General features: G+C 56.7%; 32 protein-coding genes. 7 read left to right on the forward strand and 25 right to left on the reverse strand.

Annotation, left to right across the window (positions count from 1 at the left end; all coding sequences use genetic code 11):
* Position 1 precedes the first annotated feature (1 nt).
* Positions 2–907 (reverse strand): ParB N-terminal domain-containing protein, encoded by a 906-nt coding sequence (locus tag EDF70_RS19440; protein ID WP_132276962.1) that lies wholly within the window; start codon positions 905–907, stop codon positions 2–4.
* Between the two features lie 124 nt (positions 908–1031).
* Positions 1032–1760, reverse strand: coding sequence for a DUF6538 domain-containing protein (locus tag EDF70_RS19445; protein WP_132276964.1), 729 nt, complete (start codon positions 1758–1760; stop codon positions 1032–1034).
* Positions 1761–1987: 227 nt separating this feature from the next.
* Here EDF70_RS19445 and EDF70_RS19450 point away from each other — a divergent pair, with 227 nt between their 5' ends.
* From EDF70_RS19450 to EDF70_RS19480, 6 genes are all read left to right on the forward strand, one after another.
* Positions 1988–2857, forward strand: a complete 870-nt coding sequence (locus EDF70_RS19450; RefSeq protein WP_132276966.1) for a site-specific integrase — start codon at positions 1988–1990, stop codon at positions 2855–2857.
* A gap of 144 nt (positions 2858–3001) precedes the next feature.
* A complete protein-coding gene (locus tag EDF70_RS19455; RefSeq protein WP_132276968.1) occupies positions 3002–3349 on the forward strand; it encodes a hypothetical protein in 348 nt (115 codons plus the stop codon).
* Positions 3346–3846, forward strand: coding sequence for a hypothetical protein (locus EDF70_RS19460; RefSeq protein WP_132276969.1), 501 nt, complete (start codon positions 3346–3348; stop codon positions 3844–3846). Before EDF70_RS19455 ends, EDF70_RS19460 begins: the two co-directional genes overlap by 4 nt.
* A gap of 230 nt (positions 3847–4076) precedes the next feature.
* The gene (locus tag EDF70_RS19465; protein WP_132276971.1) at positions 4077–4307 is read left to right on the forward strand and encodes a hypothetical protein; all 231 of its coding nucleotides are present in this window, start codon (positions 4077–4079) and stop codon (positions 4305–4307) included.
* Between the two features lie 361 nt (positions 4308–4668).
* Positions 4669–4908, forward strand: a complete 240-nt coding sequence (locus EDF70_RS19470; RefSeq protein WP_132276973.1) for a hypothetical protein — start codon at positions 4669–4671, stop codon at positions 4906–4908.
* A 212-nt stretch (positions 4909–5120) separates the two neighbouring features.
* A complete protein-coding gene (locus EDF70_RS19480) occupies positions 5121–5468 on the forward strand; it encodes a hypothetical protein (RefSeq protein ID WP_132276977.1) in 348 nt (115 codons plus the stop codon).
* Positions 5469–5476: 8 nt separating this feature from the next.
* Here EDF70_RS19480 and EDF70_RS19485 read toward each other — a convergent pair whose 3' ends face one another.
* The 5 genes from EDF70_RS19485 to EDF70_RS19505 form a co-directional block, all read right to left on the reverse strand.
* Entirely contained in the window at positions 5477–5965 is a 489-nt protein-coding gene (locus EDF70_RS19485; protein WP_132276979.1) for a hypothetical protein, read from the reverse strand.
* Positions 5966–5968: 3 nt separating this feature from the next.
* On the reverse strand, positions 5969–6094 hold the full coding sequence (locus EDF70_RS30650; protein ID WP_281033625.1) for a hypothetical protein: 126 nt from the start codon (positions 6092–6094) through the stop codon (positions 5969–5971).
* A gap of 83 nt (positions 6095–6177) precedes the next feature.
* Entirely contained in the window at positions 6178–6459 is a 282-nt protein-coding gene (locus tag EDF70_RS19495; protein WP_132276983.1) for a hypothetical protein, read from the reverse strand.
* Between the two features lie 20 nt (positions 6460–6479).
* Complete coding sequence (locus EDF70_RS19500; RefSeq protein ID WP_132276985.1) at positions 6480–6731, reverse strand: hypothetical protein; 252 nt, start codon at positions 6729–6731, stop codon at positions 6480–6482.
* Positions 6732–6852: 121 nt separating this feature from the next.
* Positions 6853–7740: a glycoside hydrolase family 108 protein gene (locus tag EDF70_RS19505; RefSeq protein WP_132276987.1), complete on the reverse strand. Its 888-nt coding sequence runs from the start codon at positions 7738–7740 to the stop codon at positions 6853–6855.
* A 102-nt stretch (positions 7741–7842) separates the two neighbouring features.
* Between EDF70_RS19505 and EDF70_RS30020 the strand changes: the two genes are divergently transcribed.
* Positions 7843–7983, forward strand: a complete 141-nt coding sequence (locus EDF70_RS30020; RefSeq protein WP_165932071.1) for a hypothetical protein — start codon at positions 7843–7845, stop codon at positions 7981–7983.
* Positions 7984–8072: 89 nt separating this feature from the next.
* On the opposite strand, the gene EDF70_RS19510 is transcribed toward EDF70_RS30020, so the two are convergent.
* The 18 genes from EDF70_RS19510 to EDF70_RS19595 form a co-directional block, all read right to left on the reverse strand.
* A complete protein-coding gene (locus tag EDF70_RS19510; RefSeq protein ID WP_132276989.1) occupies positions 8073–10007 on the reverse strand; it encodes an acyltransferase family protein in 1935 nt (644 codons plus the stop codon).
* Positions 10008–10044: 37 nt separating this feature from the next.
* On the reverse strand, positions 10045–12195 hold the full coding sequence (locus EDF70_RS19515) for a hypothetical protein (protein ID WP_132276991.1): 2151 nt from the start codon (positions 12193–12195) through the stop codon (positions 10045–10047).
* A gap of 22 nt (positions 12196–12217) precedes the next feature.
* The gene (locus EDF70_RS19520) at positions 12218–14383 is read right to left on the reverse strand and encodes a hypothetical protein (protein WP_132276993.1); all 2166 of its coding nucleotides are present in this window, start codon (positions 14381–14383) and stop codon (positions 12218–12220) included.
* The gene (locus tag EDF70_RS19525; protein ID WP_132276995.1) at positions 14380–14787 is read right to left on the reverse strand and encodes a hypothetical protein; all 408 of its coding nucleotides are present in this window, start codon (positions 14785–14787) and stop codon (positions 14380–14382) included. The genes EDF70_RS19520 and EDF70_RS19525 overlap by 4 nt, the downstream gene beginning before the upstream one ends.
* Positions 14784–15362 (reverse strand): transcriptional regulator, encoded by a 579-nt coding sequence (locus EDF70_RS19530; RefSeq protein WP_132276997.1) that lies wholly within the window; start codon positions 15360–15362, stop codon positions 14784–14786. The genes EDF70_RS19525 and EDF70_RS19530 overlap by 4 nt, the downstream gene beginning before the upstream one ends.
* Before the next feature lie 3 nt (positions 15363–15365).
* A complete protein-coding gene (locus tag EDF70_RS19535; protein ID WP_132276999.1) occupies positions 15366–15578 on the reverse strand; it encodes a hypothetical protein in 213 nt (70 codons plus the stop codon).
* Positions 15575–16297: a hypothetical protein gene (locus EDF70_RS19540; protein ID WP_132277001.1), complete on the reverse strand. Its 723-nt coding sequence runs from the start codon at positions 16295–16297 to the stop codon at positions 15575–15577. Before EDF70_RS19540 ends, EDF70_RS19535 begins: the two co-directional genes overlap by 4 nt.
* The gene (locus tag EDF70_RS19545; protein ID WP_165932072.1) at positions 16297–18522 is read right to left on the reverse strand and encodes a tape measure protein; all 2226 of its coding nucleotides are present in this window, start codon (positions 18520–18522) and stop codon (positions 16297–16299) included. Before EDF70_RS19545 ends, EDF70_RS19540 begins: the two co-directional genes overlap by 1 nt.
* Before the next feature lie 142 nt (positions 18523–18664).
* Positions 18665–19069, reverse strand: coding sequence for a gene transfer agent family protein (locus EDF70_RS19550; RefSeq protein WP_132277005.1), 405 nt, complete (start codon positions 19067–19069; stop codon positions 18665–18667).
* On the reverse strand, positions 19069–19527 hold the full coding sequence (locus EDF70_RS19555; RefSeq protein ID WP_132277007.1) for a phage tail tube protein: 459 nt from the start codon (positions 19525–19527) through the stop codon (positions 19069–19071). Before EDF70_RS19555 ends, EDF70_RS19550 begins: the two co-directional genes overlap by 1 nt.
* Before the next feature lie 75 nt (positions 19528–19602).
* Positions 19603–19806 carry a hypothetical protein gene (locus EDF70_RS19560; protein WP_132277009.1) on the reverse strand — a complete coding sequence of 68 codons (204 nt, stop codon included), beginning with the start codon at positions 19804–19806 and terminating at the stop codon, positions 19603–19605.
* Complete coding sequence (locus EDF70_RS19565; protein ID WP_132277011.1) at positions 19806–20261, reverse strand: HK97-gp10 family putative phage morphogenesis protein; 456 nt, start codon at positions 20259–20261, stop codon at positions 19806–19808. Before EDF70_RS19565 ends, EDF70_RS19560 begins: the two co-directional genes overlap by 1 nt.
* 3 nt (positions 20262–20264) lie before the next feature.
* Positions 20265–20663, reverse strand: a complete 399-nt coding sequence (locus EDF70_RS19570; protein ID WP_165932073.1) for a DUF3168 domain-containing protein — start codon at positions 20661–20663, stop codon at positions 20265–20267.
* A gap of 8 nt (positions 20664–20671) precedes the next feature.
* Positions 20672–21019 carry a head-tail adaptor protein gene (locus EDF70_RS19575; RefSeq protein WP_132277015.1) on the reverse strand — a complete coding sequence of 116 codons (348 nt, stop codon included), beginning with the start codon at positions 21017–21019 and terminating at the stop codon, positions 20672–20674.
* Between the two features lie 3 nt (positions 21020–21022).
* On the reverse strand, positions 21023–21319 hold the full coding sequence (locus EDF70_RS19580) for a head-tail connector protein (RefSeq protein ID WP_132277017.1): 297 nt from the start codon (positions 21317–21319) through the stop codon (positions 21023–21025).
* Positions 21320–21323: 4 nt separating this feature from the next.
* A complete protein-coding gene (locus tag EDF70_RS19585; RefSeq protein WP_132277019.1) occupies positions 21324–21578 on the reverse strand; it encodes a hypothetical protein in 255 nt (84 codons plus the stop codon).
* Positions 21579–21644: 66 nt separating this feature from the next.
* Complete coding sequence (locus EDF70_RS19590) at positions 21645–22925, reverse strand: phage major capsid protein (protein ID WP_132277021.1); 1281 nt, start codon at positions 22923–22925, stop codon at positions 21645–21647.
* Between the two features lie 9 nt (positions 22926–22934).
* Complete coding sequence (locus tag EDF70_RS19595; protein ID WP_245519249.1) at positions 22935–23735, reverse strand: head maturation protease, ClpP-related; 801 nt, start codon at positions 23733–23735, stop codon at positions 22935–22937.
* Positions 23736–23863: the final 128 nt, after the last annotated feature.

Raw genomic sequence — 23863 nt, forward strand, 5'->3', positions numbered from 1 at the left:
ACTAAAACGGGGTGGTGTCATAGCCTTCTTCGTCCATCTCTTCCTGTTCAGGATGGGCAACTTCCATGCCGAGTTCATCTGCCAAATCCATCGCGAGCTTGGATGCATTCCTACCAAAGTAACGGGCCATGACCATGGCCGCTAGTTCGGTGTTTTGGCTAAGCTTCGTGCCGAAGGTTTTTCGCATCCTCGCTGCCCATTCGTCAGCCTGCTGCTCAAGCCACGCTTGCCGATCGTCCTCATTGAACTCACCAGCCGTGCGCCCTTGGTAGGCGCGCAGCGCATCCTTCCAGCCTCTGTAGTCTTCTACGCTCTCACCGAGTGTCAGCTTCACCTTCCGCATGGTTGCGATCTGGCTAGTTGATACCCCCGCCATGCTGGCTTCCGTTGCCTTGGGAAACCGACCTAACGTGACAAGTACCCACGCCCGATTGAGGCGTTGTCCAGGGGTCATGGCAAGCTTCGCCTTGGTGCTATCAGCGGCGGCCCATAGAGCCTTGTCTAGCGGACCCTGAACCCATTTGACGGGAACCTCCAATTCTTTCCCTGTTGCTGCCCCAAGGGCCGTGTAGGCAGTATGACGGTGATGACCATCGACCAACAGCGTATGTCCACCGCACCTCCAAACCGAGACTGGATCGAGTGCGCTTTCTCGCTTCAAAGCAGAGATTAACTCATTGACATGGTATTCGTCAGGCTTGTCACCTCTGGACTGGAAGACGGTGGGCAGCACTTCGATTTCTGACGCAGGTAAACTGTCAGGTTCAGAGGGATTGTCCTTCTGACGCCCACGCGTCTCTTCAAGCATCTCGATGGCCTCGGAAAGAGAGGCGTTCCAAATCTCGGGGTTAAGTCGTGCGTATTCGTTCATTCTCGTCATATCTGGTTGGCTGAAGACCGATGCCATCGCCGTTCTATTCTATAAGTGAGTGGTAATTTAGGGCTTTAGGCGGTTCGCGCAGTTGCCACCGCAGGTGTACAATTTGTACAGCCTAAGGGCTGTATAGGGTTGGCGGTTTAGGAGGATGTAGTTAGCTGTGCTGGATTGACGGGTAGTTGTTGGACTGTCGATCGGATGGATCAACCACACCGAAAGCCAGCCGTATCGCTCTCGCAAGCCCCACCAGCTTCACCGCAGCGGAACCGTAATGCTTCTCGCTGGCAACCTCGGGCTTCGGGGTCTCGATCACATCGCCCATGTTGCGCTGTCGCTTCGCCTGATCGGCTTTGATCCTTGCCTGATAGATTGCCCTGACCAGCTTCGGCCAGCTTGGCGAGTTATCAGCCAGGCGAAGTTCAATGCCGTCCCATGACAGAACCTCGGCTGCCTCGTCCAGCATGAAGGGGGAGATTTGACCGCGAGCGAACTCTCTGCGGTTCTCTTGGTCAAGTGTGTCCAGCCATTCGGCTGCAATGTCGAAATCATCTCCTTCGAAGCCGCCAAGTCGCCGTTCCTCGTCTTCGTCCAGAAGGTGGGCGAAGTAGACATCCCCGATGATCTTGAGCTGGGCTTCCGTCAGTTCCTCCAGCGAAGGCTCGTTAAGACGTGCCTGTCTCCTACGCTCCTGTTCGAACATCTCCGAGACCACACCGCTCTCAATCCGCAGCTTCTCAACCGCCTTGCGACGGTCCTGCGTGCCGAGAGATTTCCAGATTTGGGTCTTTTTCAGCACCTCATGGAGGTCTGCTGGCACCGGAGCGCGGAGATAATAGGTGCGATTTCTGAGGGTCAACCAAGGGTAAACGGTCACGTCTTCCATGCCTCGCTGTAGCAGTTCGCTGTAGCAGATGGAAGTTTAACCTATTGAAAAACCAGTAGGTATTTGAATTACCTATAGGTTTTTGGTGCCCCGTGCCGACGTAGCATGTTCGGCCAATTTCATAGAGATATCTTCCCCGCACCTACATTGTGAGCCCCACTGAAAACGTTCGCGTTTTCGCACAACCGACCGCACCTTTGCATCGGCAAGATCGAACAGGATCACCGATGAACATGACGTTCCGAACGACACCTCCGGCCACTGAAAATCGCATAGCTCGGAGCTTTGCGGAGACCGCAAAGAGCTACATGGAGCACGGCGGCGAGAGGAAATATCTCCAAAACATCCTGCCTCACCTAGGCGACCGTCTGCTTACAGAGATATTCCCGTTCGATGTTCGCCAGCTTGCCGACGAACTCTACCCGACGCAGACCAATGCAACAAAAAACCGGTGCGTTGTGACACCGGTACGCGCAGTCGTCTATCACGGCTATGACCGGGGCTGGGGGCCATCGACCCGCATCAAAAACTTCAAGCAAGAGAGACCGCGCCGGAAGAAAGCCGCATCACAGGCATGGCTCGATGCGTTCGCGCGGCAGTGCGGCAAGGACAGACTGCCGCACCTGGCGGCGCTAATCCTCTTCATGAGCCAGACCGGCGCAAGAGTGTCAGAAGCTGTGGCGCTGAAATGGCGAGAGGTCGATCTTGCAGGCCGTACAGTGCTTTTGGTCAAAACGAAAACAGACCAGAATTCAATACGGTTTCTGACTGACCAGCTGATCTCTCGTCTCTATGAGCTAAGCCGCGACGCCGATCCTGACGAACTCGTTTTCAGATACAAAAATCGTCATTCGGTCAATGAGCGAATATCCGCCGTCTGCAAACGTTCCGGCATATCGTACAAGCCGTCACACACCTGCGGCAGGCATGCGTTCGCGAACAACACTCTCGCCATGGGCGTGGACGTGAAGTCAGTCATGGACGCCGGCGGTTGGCGTAGCGCCGCTGTATTTCTGGGGACGTACGCCAACCCACGGAATGCGGGTAGGATCGTTGCGGATAAGCATAATCTCTATCAGTATGACAACGAACTCTAAGAAAGAAGCATAACCCGCCTTCACCGCTCATGACAATAATTTGGCCGTAAATCGCGTTTACCACAAGCTTCTGTTAAGGTTGGTATTGCAAACTTAACGTTGAAATGAATGTATGCCGCAAATCACGCGATTCTGAGTTGCAACTTGCGCTTCTTTCATTATTTATGGATCATAGTTAAGTCGATCGTCTCGCTTATGACGCTCACCGGCCTGATCGGTGGGCTGAACGCCGATATCCCAGGCGTCAGCGACGACGAGTCAATGCAGGGGCTAATTGGTGCATGCAGTCGCGCATTGTTGTTTTCCATATGGCTTGCAACACACTACCCGGACGGCGTGATCATAGGTGTGGTCGCAGTTGCAGTGTGCATCACGCTCTATGAGCACATAAAAAACAGTCGTAGGGCAGCGTTCTTGGAACGCAAATCGCGCATCAAAGGTTTAACTGCTGTGAAGCGCAAACCTAGTACGAAGAAACGGAACAAAAGATGATGATGTCTTACGGACCAATCATAATCGCGGTCAGCGTCATCGTGTTCTATCTCTACCTCAAGGCCCGAGTATCGGCCTTCGTAGAGCCTGCACGCTTGGCACTTTTGGAGCGGGCCGACGAATTGTTGTCTCGCCACGACCTAACTACCGAACACCGGAGGGTTGTCTGCTTCGGGGTAGAGAATGCTTACAGCACTAGCTTCGCTTGGATGATGGCCATCGGCTTTCTGCCGTCATGGATCTACCACAGGTTGATCGGCGGTAAAGCGAAGGTGGTTCCGGTGAAGCGCGCGTACGACAATAAGATCACAGCGTTTCATCGCTTGGTAATCATATCAGCAATGGGCAGCAGCCCAGCCGCAATGCTCGTTTTCATGCTTTCTTTGCTGATCGCCGTACTCACCTACGTGCCATATAAGCGAGCTCTGGAACTGTTCCTAATCGATAAAGCCGCACACGCGGCAGAGCGACCTAGACATGCCGCCTCCGCTCTCTGAACAGATAACTGACCCCGCTTAAACGGGGTTTTTTATTGTCCGCCTGAGTTCGGCTACATACCCGGGCACCAGCTTGGGAAGCTCGTTCCCTTCCCGCAGCACCAACAGGATAGCTGTAAAACCGCACTCGACCAGCAGGAGAAACGCGTTGCCGTCGGTAGCGCCTGTAAAACGCTCCCTTAGACTTATTCCCCTCATGGAACTTAAGCCCGCCACCACTGTTCAGGGTGATGAAAAAAATAGCCTCACCCCGCGCTTCCTCGTCCGACAACTTCATCGAATGCCAAGAGGCTATCGAAGGGCAGCTTCAAGAGCTGATCGAAGAAGCGATTCGAGCGGGGTGGGGAAAAGCTGAGACGCTTGCCGCCGTCATCGAAGTTGCGGAAAATCTCGCTCTAGGCATGGGCGAGGACCAAGAGCTTGCCGACCTGTTGGCGACAGTTAAGCGGATGACGGATTGACTCGGCCAAGCATGAGAACATAATGAGAACGAAATCTAGCGATCGAGTTCTCCATGACGAAAAGAAATGAAGCAGCATTTGACGATTGGTGGGCTTCGTTGCTCGCTGAAGACCGTCAGGCACTGGACAAAGTAGCGTGCCGCCGAGCGTTTATCGGCGGCTTCTGCGCAGGGGGAAAGCCCGAATACAAGCGCTTCGCTTTCACGGCAGGCAAGCGCCGCGTTACCGTTCTCGCACCTACGTATGGGGCAGCAAAGCGAAAAGCAGATGTTGCGCTTACGAAACGAGCGGAAGCCGCAGGGCTTTCGCCACCGAAATCTGGCTGGCGCCTTCAACCCGCAGCCGGGCGGGACGCCAGCCAATGAGCTTGCCGACGCTCCAGGATTTTCGAGGCGAAAAGATCGACATGGTCTGCGACCGGTGCGACCGATATGGCGAATACGATCGCAAGGCCTTGGTTAAAAAGCTGGGAGCAAAAACACAGTTTGTCGAGCTGCGCCGGATCATGGCCATCGGCTGCGATCGTCGCGGGACCGACAAATGCGAGGCTCGCTTTCCTTGCCTTTTGCAAGCAAACATCCTGATTGAGAGGCGGAAATGAGCGACGAAGGCCGCACAACCGAGCTTGCTGGCTCAGGTCCATACATCCACTTTTGCAGCGTCGAAGGCTGCGGGAAGTGGGGCGGTTGGGGATTTCGCCGTGGGAACGCCGAACCCATCTGGTGGTGTCATGAGCACTATCCATACAAGCGCGGCACAGTTCGAAGCGAGGCGGCAGAGCTTGCAGACGGCCTATTGAAATAGATTTTCGTCATGGCCTGGCAGAAGAAATACCGGTGGGCCCAGACGTGGCCCGGTGAAGGCCTTGAAGACTGGATCGGTTACGACGGCGATATATGCATCGGCCGCATCATGAGAGACAAGACCACGCACAGTAAGAAGAACCACTTCATGTGGAGCGGCGGCGCTGGTGGGCCTACTTTCAACAACCGTCTCCTACCGCACCAAGGCTGGGAGCCGGAACACTGGCAGGCCGCCAAGGCGGTCGAGGACTGGTACGACAAAATGCGCGAGCGGAACGGATTGCCTGAACGCAAAAAGACCCGCCGCCTGGTCAGGGCAGCGGGCACAGACTGGATATGCGTGAAGGCTAAAGTATAGCGTGAAAATCAACCTGTGGGAATAGCCGCACCGATCAGGATGCCCGCCACGAGTGCGCCGATGCCTACGGCAGCGACCATCGCCCATACCGCATTGCTTTTGAACCTATCCCCATCGACGCCGGGGGCGCTGAGGAACAGCAAGCCGGCGATCAGAAAGGAATATGGCCAGAAGCCAGAGACTGCCGAGTCTGACCACGATTCCGGCCGACCATAGGCATTGAAGGCGATGACATAGACCCTCTGGCAGGCGACTACGAACCAGACTAGAAAGATGGCGAGGACAAGCTGCCATTCGCCTGTGTCGGCACTTTCTCGGAGCGCCCTGAATGCAGCCGGCCCCCATGTCACGGTGATGATGATGGCAGTTCCGAATGCCAGCGAGTTGAATACGTCTCGCAAAATGAGGGCTGGGACAAACATGGACGCAATCCAGTAGGCCAGAAAGGCAAGGACAGCGAACACAACGGCGCGGTTCGGGCTAAGGCGTCGGATCATGTCTCAGTCTCCTGCTACGAGCCGGAGCACATTTCCTGTAAGCTCCTGGCGAATTTCCCATGACCGCCGCTCCGCTCGCTTGATGGCGAGATAGGTGCTTGTCTGCGCGGCGTCGATTTCTGCTTCCATGTCTTTGTCTCGATCGGCAGGTCGCACATTCTCGTGCGTGATCGGCTCTACGTGGGCGCGCAAAACGCTCCTGAGAAACCCCATCATATCCGCCCCTTTCCGCTTACAGCTGCAAGGAAGGCATCCAGTGAGCTTTGGGTTGTTCGGGCTATATCGAAGCCAGCTTTCGCTTCCTGCAAGCGGGCCTCGTACAGGTCTTTGATGAGAGCGTCCTTGGACGCCAACTCGATCTTGTGAGCCGCCCTCTCTCCCTTGATCTCGGTCCAGAGCTTCAGGACAACGAGGGCAAGAACGACGCATGTGGTGCCGATGACACCTTGCGAAATGTAAGAGGCGGTGATGTCGCCGGCTATATCAGGTGGCATCCGTCTCCGCGCCTTTCATTTCAAGAACCATCGCCAGCACCGTGCCTTCCGCATTCGTCGCGGTTCCAGACCTTGCCGGCGCAGAGGCGCACGACGGTGCGATCGATCTTCCGCTGATCCGCGTCTGTCGCGCCGCGGGCGCCGATAAGATCAATCCCGACTGTCCGTCGAAGTCCGTCCACATCTGCCGGCCCGGAAGTCCCACAGCCTGCCAGCATCACGGCAGGCATCATAATCAAGAGCGCCTTGGTCAGCGCGTGAAGCTGCAGCATTGTTCTGCCTTTCAGTTGACGTTCTGACGCTGTCGCCGCCGGCCCGGTAAATGGCGAACACGATGACAGAGATGATGACGATGATGGCCACGAGGACGAGAGCGCGCGGGGTGGAGAACATTCAGCCCTCCACGACTGCCGGAGCCGTCTCGATGTCCAGCGCTTCGGCACGCTCTGCCTTGCGGCGCTGCGCATACCAGCGATAGCCGAGGCCACCGACCGTGATGACGACACCACCGACCACGAGGACAGCAACTGCCTGGTTGATGAACTGGCTTGTGCCGGCGAAAGGCATAAGCTGCTCTTGTGCCGTCTTGAGCACGCCAGCGATGCCGAACGATCCGCCGCCGGCACCAGTGGCGGCGTCAGCCACAGCAAGCTTAGGTGCTGGCTTGGCGTCAGAGAGCATTGCCCTCGCCTCACCGCCGGCCACATAGGTGACCTCAGGACCGATCGAGCCGCTTGCCCATGCCTGCCCGACCTTACGGACACCGGCCACGCGCGCAGACCAGCCCTTGCCGAACGTCTTCCACGTCTTGAGCTGTTTCAGGAAGGCTAGGCGAAGCTCGCAAATTTTGCCGACCAACGCATCGTTGTCGTTGACCTGCGATGCGGCAAGGATGGTGCCGTCGCCGACCACACCGTCGATCGTGCCTTTATAAAGACCCATGCCAGCAAGGGCGCGCTGGAGCCACTTGGCCGACTGAGCCACGCCGGAGTTCACCGCGCCGTCGAAGACGACATACGAGACACCCGGCGCAAGCCGATCGCATTTCGCCAGATCCCAATACCGGCGCCGATAGATCGCCTGCAGCTCAGTTTCCGAGATGTTGCGGACGGCGGACGGCTTGAGGTTCAACGCCTCGCGATAGTCGTCATAGACTCGCTGGGTGACGCCTTTCATCGTGGCACCGCCCGGATCGGCCGGATGGTTTGAATAGCCGCCTTCGTGCACAAGCACCTTGGCGAGAGAGCGCACGAATTCGCTTTGCGCAGGCTGCACAGTCATTATCGTTCTCCGATGTTTTGGTGTCTTGTCGAATTAACCAACGGCGCTATCTTGGCGGTCGGCAGATTGTTTTGCGTCCGGCCTCAGTTTCAGGAGGACGCAATGAACGAAGATCTCGCCGCGCTGTCGATTAGCGAAATAGCTCAGCAGTTGGCCGCACTGGCCGCCACGCTACGCGAACTGGCTGAAACGCCAGTGTTCGACGAGCCTGCGAACGATGATGACGCTGAGCTGGTGAGCTAGCACACGGCGCTGCGCTGCGCTGGCTGCACAGTCATGGTGTTGATCCGGGTTTCGGTGCCTTACGGGCTTGGCTACGTGAGCCACTACATTTATTTATCCAGTAGATCGCCAAAAAGTTTCTCGGCGTAAATTTTTGACCCGAGAGGCGTCAAATGGAGGGCGTCGAACTGCATTGGCATATCCCCCACTTTCATAGTGCATTGCCGCTCAGGACACATCGTTTGTAGGATTGATATGAAAAGTACGTCAGGGTGCTGCTGAGCCACCCAACTAACCCATTTCTCGGTAACCATCAGGCCGTCGAAATCTAAGTCTCGACCAGACAAGGCGCTGGGGTCGCTGTTGGCCATTCGGTTAGCCAGAATTGTAGGTACAACCACTCTGTAGATCGGTGGCTCCCCAAGTATGATAACTTTCGCGCCAGTTTTCTCTACAAGCTTGATTGTCTTGGACAGGTTTTCAGTCGCTTCGGAACCGGGCATCCACATAGCGCCCATGACTACGACGCTCGGTTTTATCTTGGCAATCTGAGCTAGGGCCATATCGTTGAATGCTTTGCAAAGCGGCCGAGCAACAACATTTTGGCCAACGATGGGAGCGCACTGAGATGAAGTGATCTGCCCTACCGATCGTTTTTTCTCCCCCGACAATTCCAGTACGGCCGGGAAATAGTGAGCAATAGAACTGTCTCCCCAGAAAATTACCGAACCGTCTCCATCAGAAGGAAGGCACAGCGAAGAATCAAAAGATTGCAGAGAATCACCAATATCCAGAAAGCATCGACCTGATCGAAAATTCTCAGACGGGTCAAAATACTGCCAATTAAACACTTCTGAAGTACGCCGGTCGAGCCTTCCGGGGAAGCCAGAACCAAGAATTGCTATCAACGATATAGACGCGAGAGCGCCCCCTAGAACGGCGCCAGTTCGGAAGATGCTAGTTCTGTTCCAAAATACTTTGTTGGTGCGGACAGGCTGTTCTATCAAACAAAAAGACATCCAAGCCAAGGCAGTGGAGATGAGCGTTGCGGTTATTGTAGCCCACCACACGCCGAGAATTACTTGCAAGTACGGCAATGAAAATACCGCGATTGGCCAATGGACTAGGTAAAGCGAGTAAGAAATCTTCCCTATAAACGAGAAGATGCCTCTCCCTAATAAATCCGATATCCACGTTGACCGTGCGTCAGCACCCCAAATGACCAAGCACGCACCTATACATGGCGCAAGCGCACTAATCCCTGGGAAAGCGGTGTCTTCACTCACGATTATCATGCTGGCTATTATTGTCAGAAGGCCTAGCGACACAGACACCACAGAGAGCACGACACTTTTAGGGAATGAAATTTCCCCCTTTGCCAATATAGACCCCACCAGCAACTCGAACGCCCTGAACGGAAGTAGATAGAAGCTAGCTTGCGGAGAGATCGCAAGCATTGCTTGACTGAATATCAAAGAAATTAATGTGATGGAAATCAGAATAGCAAAGGCCACACCTGCCTTAACTCTTGTAAGTGAAAGTGCAAGAAAAGGAAAAAATATATAGAATTGCTCTTCAACACCCAGCGACCAATAATGGAGCAAAGGAAGTTTATTTGCTGACGGACCAAAATAGTCTGCCGTCCACCAAAAGAAAATGTTACCCGAAAACAACAAAGAAGCGATTACAGACTTCGAGTAATCGACCAATTCGCTTGGGTATAGAACAATGTACGCCGTAGCACTGGTTAAGGCCGTCACGACAAAAAGTGCTGGCAATATCCTACGAGCTCTCCGCTCGTAGAAATCCATGTATGAGAATGTGCCTGCTTCAGCATCTTTGAAAATCGACCTCGAAATAAGAAATCCCGAGATCACGAAAAACACGTCTACTCCGACAAACCCCCCAGGTAGCCAGTTGGCGCCGAAGTGGAAAAGCACCACCCCCATGACAGCGATTGCACGCAAGCCATCAATGTGGCCCCTATATCGTATATTTCCCTGCGCCATGAGAAATGGCATTGCACCCGCAACGGGTATTTGCAAACCAAAATTCTCCCCTTCAGGTCTTTTCTCAACACGTTTATCGACCTACCGCTTCCCAGTAAATTTTCGCTACTCCAGTGAAAGTAGCGCTGCAACTTAGGACAGCCTGCATCCCTGTCAGCGTTGGAGATCCTGCTCCCGCAGACCAACTGCCAGGATTCGGAAGGCCAGACATACTAGCTGAAACTTTTTCCACAGAGGTTCTAAAACTGATCGGGAAGTTAACGGCGGCTGTATTATAGGTGCCAGCCGTGGGGTTGCTGATATCAACAGATCCCCATTGGCGTATCACCCCTTTCGAATCAACATCGAATCCGGGGCCGGAGTACCCCCATACTCTGCCCCCATTCGATGACACGACCTTTTCACCAGACAAGGATATCGCATATTGGTTGGTCACCTGGATTAGGTTCGAAGAGCCGTCACATACGAGCACGCTCCCGGTAGCGGCCGAATTCAAATTGTTAATTTGAACGACGTTGTTGGTTCCGGTCAAAAAAATGCCGCCGGAACCAAGATAGTCGAAAATGCAGAGGTTGTTGAATACCAGATAGGCACTATTGCCATTGATGTTCATTGCATACCCCCCGAAACCGGGAAGGCCACCGCAGTTTATGTTGGAAAACTGGGCATTTGGCCCGACTCCGGGCTCGACAAAGATGCAATATCCAACTCCGTTGAAATCAACATTTGAGGCAATCATGCGCCCGGTTGGGTGCCTGTCGGCGCCCGCGTTACCCTGGAAAAAATCAAACCCGATATAGTAGCCGAATACCATTATATTCGAAAAAATAGGATCTACAGCATATCCCATAGAGATCGCTCTTGCATTATGCTTAGTATAGTTCAGTACAGCATCCGCTGACGACCAATAGGCCCACCAGTGCAGCTTATCTACGACAATGTCATCAAATGCGTTGTCTACGATAAGACCGTTTTGAAGCGGCTGACCGAAGAGGTGTTTCACTACGAGTCGCCCACCGCCGCCATTGAAATTCACGGCCGTGTAAGGATTCAGAAGGCAGACATTGTCGATAATCAGCTCGACGTTTTCGGCGTGGATCTCCTCTCCTGTGTCCACAGGCGTAAAATCGCCAGACGGCGGTATTGTTCTGTCGCGGTAAACTCCAAAATCCTTGAAATGAACTCCCGATCCGTTAGCTGTTGTCGGAATGATGTCGAAACAGTTTTGCGTATGATCAGCGAAGATCCAAGACCCTAGTCCTCGAGGGTTTTCAGACGCCCCCCCCGGCACGCCGTTATACGGCACAATGCCGTCGCCTTTGATCGCTACGCCCTTCCCAATTGCGAGGGTATCGGTTGTTCTATAACTTTGAGAAGGCGCTGGTAAGTACAGAGATCGCCCAGTCAATTCACACCAAGCGATAGCAGCTTGAATGGAATCGGTGTCGTCAGACAAGCCGTCCCCCACGGCCCCCCAGAAAGCAACTGAAGCGACGGAAAAGACGCGGACCCAAGCGCCAGCCGATGCTGATACCGTGTCGGACTTCACATACACGCCTTCTAAAGGATCTTCTGAAATCGCTTCGGAATAGTCGCCTGAATTCCATATGAATTGGCCCGAGCGGTGGCCTTCAGTGAGATATGCGAACGCTGTATGCGCTGGCTGCAGCGCTTTCAGCGCCGCTCTGTTAGGAGAGAAAACACTCGGGACACTTCCTATTACTTCATCTCTGATTTCTTTCACCAGCTCCAATGCAGCTTCCGCTTCGGCGAGAACCGCAACGCTGGCCTGGTCACTCAGCAGCCGGAATGTGTTACCATAGACCTTACCGATAACGATCGTGCCGGCAGACACCCCCCCGACCGCAGGATCATTTCCAGAATTCGTCTTTATAATGTAATCTGGAGCCGCTCCATTGAAGCGTACAGTAACCGATCCCGGCCCGTTTGTTTTCGCGATGTTCATCACAACCAAGACCGCTTCGGTCACTGGAATGACCGTTGTGGCCTGAATGGCGTTCGGTGTGCCTGCACCCGCATCTGAAGCAAACGCCCAGGTTGGAGGGAGGTCCGCAGGATCGACTTCGCCCGCACCGATCGCCGCCAGAAGCCGCTCAACCTCAGTACCCCAGACACCGAGTTCCTGTTCCGAAATCGCGCGCGGTATGCCGTTCTCATCCACGGGGGCAAGAATCTGTTGAGCCAGCTTGCTCAGTACAGCCATGATTAAATCTCACTGTTTGGGGTTAGTTTCCGCCGCCGCTCGACGGTTCAATGACAAAGGCGGAAAACGCGCTCGTTGTGCCGCCGCTGGTTTCACAGAAAACCCGGTAGCTACCCTCGCCCGTCGGTGTAATCGGAACGATCTGGTAGGGCCGAACGGATTGACGACTCAAGGTGACCCATACAGGGTTCACGAGCCCACCGTATTTTTGAAGCGTGATTGCCGACACCTGAACGTCATGAGTGGTTGCCGTGCGCGACTGCCCCTCAGCGCCAGATGAAGTCGTGATGATCGGCGAAGCCGGTACAGTGTTGTCGACAGTGACCACCGCCTGAAGGCTTGGCGAGAAATATGTCCCGTCATCACCAGAAAAAACACGAACACGGGCATCGATCGTTTGCGCCGTAAAATCGCCGAGCACATAGGCGCCGTTGACGGAATATCCGTTATTCCCGCCGATTCCGCCGAGCCCACCATCTCCCTTGCCTGGATACTCTTCCATGCTTCGCCACGCGCTCGGCTGATCACCCGTATAGACTCGGTAACTCGCCTCTGCCACGTCATATGACTGGTTTGGCAAAGCAAAGGCGATCCGCATTTCTCGCGAACCGCTCGGGTAGATAATCTGAACGGCTTTTGTCGGCGCCGCCGGCGTGATCATGTCGGTCTCATAGCCCAGTTCAGGCACGACGTCCGGCGGCAAGGCCTCATCCGTCGCCGGGTTCCATGCGGTCATCGACGGCCAGATCTGGAACGGTATTTCTACCGACCCGCCGCTGTCGTCAATGCGCGGTGGCGACAGGCGCACAACCTCGATATCGCCGAGATCCGGTTCAGTCACCTGTGCATAAAGCCTGCCCCACGCCGCGAGACCGACCATGTTGGTGATCATCACCCCGCCATCGGCGCGAGCCAGGGCGAACTTGCGCCGTGCGATCCGCTGCGCCTGCGCAACGGATGGGCAAAATGGTAATTCCAGGTCGAGATATTTCGGCCCATACCGACCAACTTCGTCTTGCACATGAGCCCAGGCAATGCCGTCAAGATTGACGTCTGCCATCTCGTAATTGCGCTCGGGGCTATAGAACTTCAGCCTGCAGATGTTCGGGCGCTCGACAGCCTCCGGCCCAGCACCCCAACTGTAATCGAGGATATCATCTGGCGTGAAAGCGACCTCAGGAACCGCCACATCGTCGATGAACTCGAAATAGATCAGCCCGTTTTCATCAAGGCGAATTTCAAGGCCGGCGGAGTCGAGGAATTGCTGCATGGTCTGGCCACGCTCGCTCTCCCAAGCCCACATACCCCAGAGCCGACAACGCTTCTCATCTCCGGTCCGCGTCGGCACGAGAACATCGGCCTTGTTCGCAGCCTCAGCGATCTTCATCCAGTTGAACCGGTCGAAGGTGAAAGCCGGATCACGCCGCAGCACATGCGCGCAGATCAGCGGGCCGTTATCGCTCCACCGCGTCAGGCCATTGCGTGGATCGTAAATCAGCGAAGCCCGCGCCACCCATTCGCTGTCAGGGACGCCGCTCTGGTAGAGCGACAGATACTTTTTCTCGGAGAGGCCCGGATTGTAAAAGAGCAGCTGTGACTGCGCGATGCCACGCACGCGGTGAGCTGCTGTCCAAAGCGATGGAAACAGCGCCATGATGCCGGCCCACGCGGTTTCCGCGCCTGTCCCCAGCTTGTCCTGCCAGTTTACCCACGAACCACTGGGGCGCGCCCATGGCGGCGAACTGACATCACCGTTGGCTTCCACCGTCACCTCACGCTGACCGAGGTAATAGCTTTCGATCGCGTCAATCGGACCCTGCAGGCGGCAGATCAAGCGCGCCCGCGTGCTGCCATCGGTGTTTCCGAATGCCTTCAGGCCACCGACGCGAACGCGACCAATACCCTCGATGACAGAGCTTTCGCCCGTCTCGAATGTGCTCTTTGCGTCTGACGGCTTGACGGCGCCGCCACGCGGACCCGCCAGCATGTTGAGGCCGAGAACCGCCGCGCCGGCAATGCCGTACCCAATAACCGTCGCCAGAGTGCCGGCGATCGTGGCGGAGATGGCCGTGCTGGACAGCAAAAATCCATGAATACCGATGATGAGGGTCTCGATACCGGCATGCGCCGGCATGGCGCCAACCCAATAGGTCGCACTCGTCAGAAGCAGCAATTTGCGAAGGTTCATGACTGGAAGGTCCAGGCTTTCACGATTGTGCGCGGCATCAGGAAAGACACCCCGTTTTTAACTCGCCAGACAAAACGGCCGTGGTCGAGAAATATGCCACTGACCTGACCGGCCACGCGGGTTTCGACGATACCGACATCGCCGAAGATGGGGGCACCGCCCCAAACCGGAGAAAGGGGCGAGCAGAAAAGCGCTTCATCCCACAGCGCGCAAAGAGAACCCGCCGACCGGATCTTGGCTTGCGCCTCCTCCCAGCTATGCCAGTCAGGCTCGATGACGCGCTGGCCTATGGCTTTTTCGACCCAACTGCCGCACCAGGGCGAGCAATCATCAACGCCCCATTTGGCAGGCCTGTCGATCGCCGCCTCAATGTGGCCTTGCAAGAGCGCTGGAAGATCGGTCATGCCTTGATCGTTTCTGTGACTTTGACACCGACGAAGTTCAGGCCTTTGTCGCCGGGGAAGCGGCGCTCCTGATCCGCAGGCGACCACTTGCCGCCGAATGGGTAGTTCTGGCTTTGCCACAGCGTTTCGACAGTAAAGGAAACCGTCCGGACGCCAATGCCTTGGCTTTGCCGCTTCGGCGCCGAGAGATAGCCGGGGAAAAGCTTTTTCAGCCCACCCGACCAAACCTCCTGCGTTTCCTGATCGAAGGCGCACCAGTAAAGGTCTGCTTTGACGCCTTCCGTCTGTCGCGCCTTATCCTTCACAGAGCGAAGAAAAGGAGCGTTGACGCCCGACAGAACGATGTCGACCTTGGCTGCTTGCCCGAAACGAGGGTCTTCGACGGCGGAGATCGATACGAGCTGTCGGCCGCCTGGATCAGAAACGCCGCGCCACTGCTGACCACCGACAGTTTTGCGTCCGACCCCATTGTGCAGACGCCACAGGCCGTCTGGCAAATACAGCTCGACGAACCAGGCGCGCGCGATGTGCGGGCGGCGCAAGAACGCGATTTCCGCTTCAGAGAATATCGACATTGCTCATTCATTCTCCGCCAGCCACACAGATAGCTCCGCGCGGTGCAGCACCGTCAGTTCAGAGACGCTCATCTGAATGCTAGCTTTCGCCTCATCCGAAACCGCGTCATCTGGTGTCTCAGGATCAGGGAAAAGAGCCTTGCTCAGTTCGCCCGCGTGCAGCTGCGCAAGCTCCCGGCGGGAAAGGGCAAGAATACGCTCGCGACGATCGGTCATCCCGCAAAATAATCCCGAACATCGTAATCGAAAACCTCGAACAGAGAGATTGTCAGCCCCTCAAGAAACACCGGGCCACGATCCGCATCCGGCAAGTTGGTGGACAGCACCCGCATGGCCATGACCGGATAAAGCGTAGCGAAATCATCCGTCGTCAGCGCCTTCCGCAGAGGCGGCCAGATACGGTAATGACCAGGCTCAAAAACCTCGGTGATCTCGTACATGCCGAAATGGAATGGGAAAAAACCGATCCAATCGCCCATTCCGAGCGAATGCCCCCAGAAGACATCCGGTAGACGGACTACAGTCGCGTCAGCATGAGCCGCTGCCGCCAATGCAACATTCGGCTTTTGCAGTTTCCAGTTCCGACCATTCGACCACGGCATGCCATTTGACCAGCGCATGCCAGCCTGCCGTTGCTCTTGGCTGGCGTTTACGCCACCTTGAGACAATGACAGCCCGTCGAAATCACACACCGAAACACGAACGGCATTCGCGCCCATATGCAATCCTGTGATCATGCCCCGCGCTCTTCGGGCAAGCTGCCCTCGGATCGGCGGGAAAGAGAATTGGAGATAGCGAGCGCCGAACGGCGAGGCCACGGTCTGCGAGACGTCGCCGATCGACGTGTTCGCGCCTGCGCCGATCGACTGTGGCCCGTTGAGCGGTTTCCAGCGCGTCCAGCGCAGGCCGTTCGGCCAAGAAAGAAGCCGCCCCATTACTGCGCCCTTGTTTTACGGAGATCGCGCGTTTTGAGGCGACTATCGACCATGGTTTCCATGTTCTTGGCGATATCCTTCTGCTGCCGCTCAAGCCGAGCGATTGCGGCTTGATCCGCGCCTTGGGCATTGATGACCGGGCTGTAATTCAAGACGGCACCACCGCCACGACCACCAACCAGCGGCAGCCGCAGATCGACTGGAATGCGGCGACCATCAGGCAGCGGCACAGCGGCCTCCGGACCAGCCTCACCGAATACCGCAGCCGTGCGGGAAATACCGCCGCCTGCGAACTTCTTCATCGGCCTACCACGTGCGGCGATGCCGCCATTTGCAAACCCAAAGATTTTGAACAAGCCACCGAAAATTCCACCACCCCCGCCGATGCCTGCCAATGGCCCTTTGCCAAGCAGGGCCGCCTGCGCAACCGCCTCGATCAGCGTGTTTAGAAATTTGTCGAGCGCAGCATTCCCTGTCTCGATCTTCGGAATAAGCTCAGAGAAGGCATCGTAAGCTGTATCGGCGAAGAAGTCGGCGCGCTCACGTGCCTTGTCCTGCGTTTCCGACAGCCGTTCAGCCGCGGCACTTGCGGTGGCGTATCCCTGCGCCATCACATCAATGCTCGCCTGCACTTCTGGCGTAATTTTGATGCCGGCTTGCTGGGCAGCGTTCAATAACTCCTGCTTCGTGCGCGCCAGTTCAAGCGAGTATCCGAAATCGTCGATCAGGGGATCAAGCTTCGAAAGCGCAGCCGTTTCCGCCGTCATGGCGGCAGTGCGCTGCTTTATCTGCTCGATCTCGCGCTGATATTCGTTCTGACGACTTCCACCACCTTTCCGGCCCCCACCTCCAGATTTTCCGCCTGTCGGAGGCTTGAAGTCAGAGATCGAAACAGGCTTAACCACTCGACGGCGGCGCCCGCCTCGAATAGATGATCCGCCCATCTGACCATTGGTGCCAGCTGCCGAGCTGTCAGGTACAGCTTCGAAGCCGTTTTCGCCGATCGTGTATCCGTCGATCGTGGCAGGAAAATTCGCCGCCTGCGCCCGTAGCGCGGAAAGCTGCTGCTGCACTTCACCAATACGTGCGAGAGCCTCGGTATTGTCGAAGCCCAGATCCGTATTGATCGCAATACGCTCCTGCAGAAGCTTTAGGTCACGCTCCAACCCGGCAATTTTCGTCTCTGCTTCGGAGACGTCAGGGTTGATAAATTGACCCTGATCGTTCGTGACGCCCAAAAGCTCATTCAACCCATCCCACTGCGGAATGCTATTGAAGAAGCCCTCAAGTTCGCTACGAGCGTCGCGGATCTTCTGGATCAATCCCGCGACATCGAAATCGGCAATTGACTGCGCTGCACCATCAATTCCCCGAGCAAATGTCTCGCTCGCGCCGGTCGAATTATTGAACTCGCGGACAACCTCCGTGAGAGCATTCCACAGGTTGGTGCCGGCCTGCGCAACAGTGAAGGTGGCGCGGGCTGCCTTATCTTCCAAGATGACGGAACCGGCCTCGAAAGCACGGAAGAACGCTTCCGATGAAATCTTTCCGTCAACCACCAAGCTCTTGAGCTGAGAGATTGATCCGTTGGCTTCCTTCAAACCGGCCGCGACGGCCTGCGCGATCGGCTGAGCGCCCTCAAGAATGGAGTTGAATTCTTCTGCCTGTACCTTTCCGCTGCCAAGGGCTTGCCCCAGCTGGAGAAGAGCGCCGCTTGCTGTCTGTGCGTCGGTTCCGGCCACCCGTAGCGCCACAGCGACATTGTTAGTGAAGCCGAGCAGCTCATCAGTGCTGACGCCAAGTTCCTTTTGCGATTGAGCGGCCTTGCCGTAGAGCCCAGCCAGCGTCTCAATGGGGGCGCCATTCGCCATCGCAGCCTTGGATAGGCCTTGATACACCTTTTCCAATTCCTGGCCGCTCAGACCCGCCACCTTGAGCGAATTGTCTATACGAGTGGCGGATTCCGAAAGCTGCAAAAGACTGCGGGTCACCGCGCTGCCTGCCAGAGCTGCGGCAAAGCCCTTGGCAAGAGTGAAGAAACCGCCGGACACTTCTCTACCCATGGCAGTGAAGCTCTTTTCCAGCTTAGAATTCATCTTCTCGAAACGGCCTTCGATTTCCTTTGCCCGCTTGGAGGCGACGCCAGCCTGTTTCGCCATCGCGTTCTCGAATGCCTTTGTTCGGGCCTCCAGTGCAACAATCAGCCGCTCTACATCGGTTGCCAAGATCAGAATCCTTCAATGCCGAGATCGGCCATACGCTCATCGCTCATAGGCGGAGCGGTTTCTTTCCCGCCATTCGCAGCGTTGAAGCCATCCACCGCGCAGGCGAACTCCCACAGGGTCATCCGCCCGACATTGAGGTGGATTATTCCGCTCCACTTGTAGAAACCGGAGAACCGCCACTTTCCTCGCGGGAGTGGGTTGGCGTCGTCACCTCCCCCGCCTGCACCTCCCCCGGCGCATCCTCTTCCGCGCCAAATAGGGCTGCCATCAGCACCAGGCGCGCAGTCATGATGGCTTCGGTCAGAGGACGATCCTCGACATGCAGCTTGACCAGCCGACGCGCAGCTTCCTTTTCAACCCCGCCGCCCTCCAGGCCAAGGCGAATGGTCTCGGTGACATCGTTGATCATCCAGAGACCGTTCGCGAGCCGCTCGAAAATATGCTGTGGTCCCGCATCGCACTTGTCCTGCAGTGCTCGAAGCAGGTCGATGGTGAGTTTGAATTCGTGCTCACCACCGCGCCATGTCAGTTCGACACCCTTGCCCATCAGGCAGCCTTGGCGGTACGGGTCGGCTCGCCGTCAAAGCGCAATTCGATTTCGCGCGTGACGATTTTGCCCTCGCCTTCCATTTCGCCGCTGTCGTTGAGCGTGGTCATATAGGCAAAGCCCGTTTCGTATTCGGTATCACCCACGCTGGCAGCAACATGAGCAACGCGCACCGACTTACGCTGCTTGAAGTAGATCCAGTCCATCATCATGCCATGAGACTGACGCGCCCATTTGGCCGTGCCGCCGACTGTGACGACAAGAGCACCCGGCTCGACCAAGTTTTCAGTGCCGGCAGCTTCATCTTCGCAGTCCTTCGGAACCGGAATTTCTTCTAGCGTCAGAGCACGGTTTACCTGACGGCCAGTGATGCCGCAGATCTTCGCCCATGTGCCGGGCACTTCGGTCTCGACTTCAACGACGAATTCGTGAAACCGCTGAAAATTCGGCTTTACCATTGTGTTTTCTCCATGTGGAAACAGGCCGGGAAAGCCAGCCGGAAAGGGCACCGCGCCCGATTTCAGTGAAAATGATCAGGACTGCTTGGCGCGGCTTTTACGTGCCTTGGCCACAGTCCGGTTCGGAGCATCGACCTCGACCGCAAAACCCTTCGAGACCGCGTAGTCGACAACGTCGCGTGGCCTTTCCTGCGGCTCAGGGCTAGGTTTGAAATTGAAGGAATAGATCGAGCGCGGACGCCGGAAATTTCCCTCCGTATTGACGATCATCCAGGCCATCAGCTTGAACCTTCCTTGAGAGCCTGCTTGATACCCCGCGTCACACGCGACTTCGCGCTTTTGCGCACCAGCCGCCAACCTGGGTAAAAGAAGGGTTGAGCCGTCGTGCCGGGATTTTTCGAGCCGGCGAACTTGCCCTTGTTGATGTGCGACGAGGTTCCAAATTCGATGAACCGGGCATAATAGGCATCACGCCCACCGGCATAGATCGTGATCCGCAGTCCGGACGCTTTCGAAGCCTTGGAAGCAATGGCGATTGCACCTTTCGGAGCATCACCCCACGTCCAAGAAATGCTCATCTGTAAATCGCCAGTCTCGACTGGCGCCAAACGTTTCATCGACGCGACCGCCTGGTCGGCACTATGCGCCATCGCCTCGCGAACGCGCTTGATCACAGCATCCGGAATGGTCCGCTTAAGCTTCTGCTCAAGCCGCTGCAGGCCGATAATTGTCACGGATCATTCCTCGATCGAAGCTGTCACCTGCACGACGCCATGAGCGGTCAGGTTATCAGCCTCCATAAACACCCGCGCCATCTCGACACGAACGCCGAAAACGCCGCGCTCGGCGGCAAACTCCTCATCATCGACAAGGTCGCGAACGGCAGTCACAACAGCGTCGACCAATTTCTTACAGGGCCATATCCGCCCGCGATCCCGCGCCCAGCAATCAATCTGAACTGTTTCCTCGCGAGCAGAGATGCAGTCCGCATCCGCCAACCGGAAATCAGAAGGTCCAAAGCTGATGTAGGGAAAAGCAGCGTTCGCCGGCACACCGTCGAAAACGCGGTTCTCAGCGACGGCGTGAACCGCGTCACTGTCCATCAGAAGTGCCAGCAGGACATCCTGAAAATTCACGGAAGCACTCATACCGCCACGCCGCTTTCAACCGTGAATTCAAGATATCCGCGATCATCGGTCGGAACAGGACCGGATCTAATATTGTAAACGATCCCGGTACGGACATCCCGCATCCGCCAATTGGTATCGATCAGCCTCGTCTTGCTGCTTCGACGAACAGTGACAACGACCGGCTGCCGGCCATCAAGACGCGCTGCGAGAACGGCCTCGCCGCCACGCAGGTAGCGGAAGTTAGCCGCGACCTTGGTCGCAACGTCATCTTGCGCCCAGCCTGTCTCTGTCCCGCCGTGACCATCTGGCACAGAAACAGAGGCGTCGAAAGCGACACGCTGATCAAGATCACCCGCCTGCATTGGTCACACCCGCAGCCAACGATACGGATTGATCAACATTTGCGCTGCCTTTGGCACACCCTCACCGCCACTGCGGTTCTCGAACAGGTCACTGACAATCATCATTGCCGCAACCTTGAATGCACTCGCGGCCTCGGTCGGCACCAAGGCAATATTGCAATACTGGAGCGCCGTCTTCTCGGCAGCATCCATGTAAGCCTGAATGGTGACGTCGTCATCGCTGCCGTCGACGCGCAGGTGAGCCTTCACCTCTTCCAACGTGTAGAGCGGGCCGAGTTGTGTGATGACGACGTTTGCCATTTGGTCAGTCCTTTTTGTTGCCGAGATTGCGCTCGACAGCTTCCTGACCACTGATGGTCGGGTCGTTGAAGTCGATCCGGTTCTGATCGACGCTGGTTTTCTCGCGGGGATTGTCATCCACGGCAGGATGGCCAGTATCAATCTCGCCGCTCGTCTGGACAGGAGCGCCAGACGGGTCGAAGGTTTCAGCCGGCGGGATATTCGCCGGATCTGCATTCGGGTCGGTCGTTACGACCGTCTTTCCCTGTTTCGCCACCATAGGTGCGTTCTCCAGTTGGAAGGTTGACGCAGGCGGCTGACCGCCTGCCTCTATGCCAAGCGTCGCTTACGGAGCCGGAGCTGCCGCGACCTTCAGAGCGCGCATCGGCTCCGGATTGTAGACGCCGCCACCAACGCGCTTTGTCGTGTAGAAATGCACGAACGGCTTGTTGGTGAAGGGGTCACGCAGCACGCGGATGCCGACGCGATCGATGACCTGATACGTCGCTTCCATATCGCCGTAGAGGGCAGCGATATTGTTGGCAGCCACCGACGGCATGTCCGGAATTTCGACGATCGACTCGCCGCCGAGAGTTGCCGGCTGACCAGCCGAGAACGAAGGCTGCCAGAGGTAATTGCCCTGACCGTCCTTCAGCTTGCGCATTGAGGCCTGCGCAAGACGACCGGTGTAAAGCTTCGCGTTCTGGCGGTACTCTGCCGGCAGCGAGTAAAACAGGTCGATGAAGCCATCTGCCGTGAACAGGGCAGCATTGCCGCTGTTTACAACCTCGATCGGCCCCCAGGGATGGCGGGTGGCATGCGCACCGCCGGTAACGTAGCCAAGAATACCGTGAGGCTTGTTGACGCCGTCGCCGGAAAGGAAGGCGATGCCCTCCTGACGCGCGAACTCGGTATCGACTTCGGTTGCCAGCCATTCTTCCAGATCGATGGCCGCATCATCGAGCATCTGCTGCGAGATCGCCGGGTTTGCGTAAATTTCGCCAAGCGGGAAGTCGAGCGATCCGATCTGCGGCGTCGAGGTGGCAGGACGCGCTGCGGTTTCACCGACCCAGCCAGAGCCGACAGCGCGATCCGTGAACAGCTTCTTGAAGCCCGCCGTGGTGATCGAGATCACGCGGGCGTTTGCACGGATCGGAGAAACGCGCTTCAGCTTCCCGGTGATCGTGCGGTCCCATTCCACTGGCGCCAGATAACCGCCGTCTTCTGCCGTGCCCTTGGTCATTGCCGCCTGGACATCGCCCTTGCGCATGTGCGCCTTGAACGCCGTCGCATATTCGGGATCGCCCGGAATATCGCCGATGACGCCGGCACCGATCTTCGCAGCGGCAACCTTGGCGTTGATCTCGTCCAGCGCCTTCTGGAAATTGGTCTGCAGGTCGCCGACCGCCGTATTGATGCGATCGACCTTTTCATTGACGACGACGTCGTCTGTCTTCGACTTCAGCTTTTCGTCGTTTGTCTTTTTGAAGTCCTCGAACGCAGCCTGCAGCTCAACGAGCATTCCGGCAGGATCTGTGGCCTTGGCCTTCGGCATGGCGTGAACGGCACGCGGTACAGAGACGAGCGCCGTCGAGGCTGCGATTGCAGCCAGAGCAATATGCTTCATGGGGATCTCCTAGGATCGAAGCGTGGAAATAAGTCCAGACAATCCGGACCAGTCGTCGCCAGCGCCCGGCGTGGCTTCAGAGGCAGCGCCTGGCGTGCCCTTGATCTTGTTGAGGCGGGCTCGCGCATCCGAGCGCGACAAACCGGCCTGGACGAGCGAAAGCTCGGTCGCCCGAATTTCGTTGACGCTCTGATCGCGCGCCTTTGCATCTTCGTCGACGGTCATAGCGTCCGACGACAGCATCGCATCGGCGAATCCGCGCTCAATCGCCTGAGAGCCGGACATAAACGTCTCGGCATCCATCCATTTGGCGATCTCCTTACCGTCGCGACCGGAGCGCGAGGCGTAGAGATCGACCATCGCCTGATCAAACGGCTCCAGCCATTCGGCCGTCTCGCGCATGTCATGGCGGTTACCCACGGCCATGACCCAGCAATTGTGGATCATCAGGAATGACGCAGCACCGATCTCGATGTTGTCGCCAGCCATGGCGATGATCGAGGCGGCAGACGCGGCCATGCCCATGACTTTTACCGTGATAGGCTGCGGATGCTCGCGGAGGATATTGTAGATCGCAATACCCTCGAACATGTCACCGCCCGGACTGTTGATCTGGACTTCAATTGGTTTGGGGCCGATCGCGCGGAGCTGCGCGGCAACCTTTTTTGCAGTAATGCCGCCGCCAGACCAATAATCCTCGCCGATCACCTCGAACATGGTGATGACGTTGTCGCCAGCCTCCAAGGCGCGAATGCCCGCGACATCATCAGCCCAGCGGTCAAAAACCGCCGGTTTTGTCAATGCTGACACGTCACGGTTCGCCGGAACAGGCAACGCACCAGGACGCGCCTTCGCAAATGGCCGTGAAACGGCGCCGCGTGGCGGCTTCACGACCGAACTTCCGATAATTGCCGCCGATGGCTTCGGCTTGCTTGGAG

This window comes from Neorhizobium sp. JUb45 (assembly GCF_004343585.1).
Classification (GTDB): domain Bacteria; phylum Pseudomonadota; class Alphaproteobacteria; order Rhizobiales; family Rhizobiaceae; genus Neorhizobium.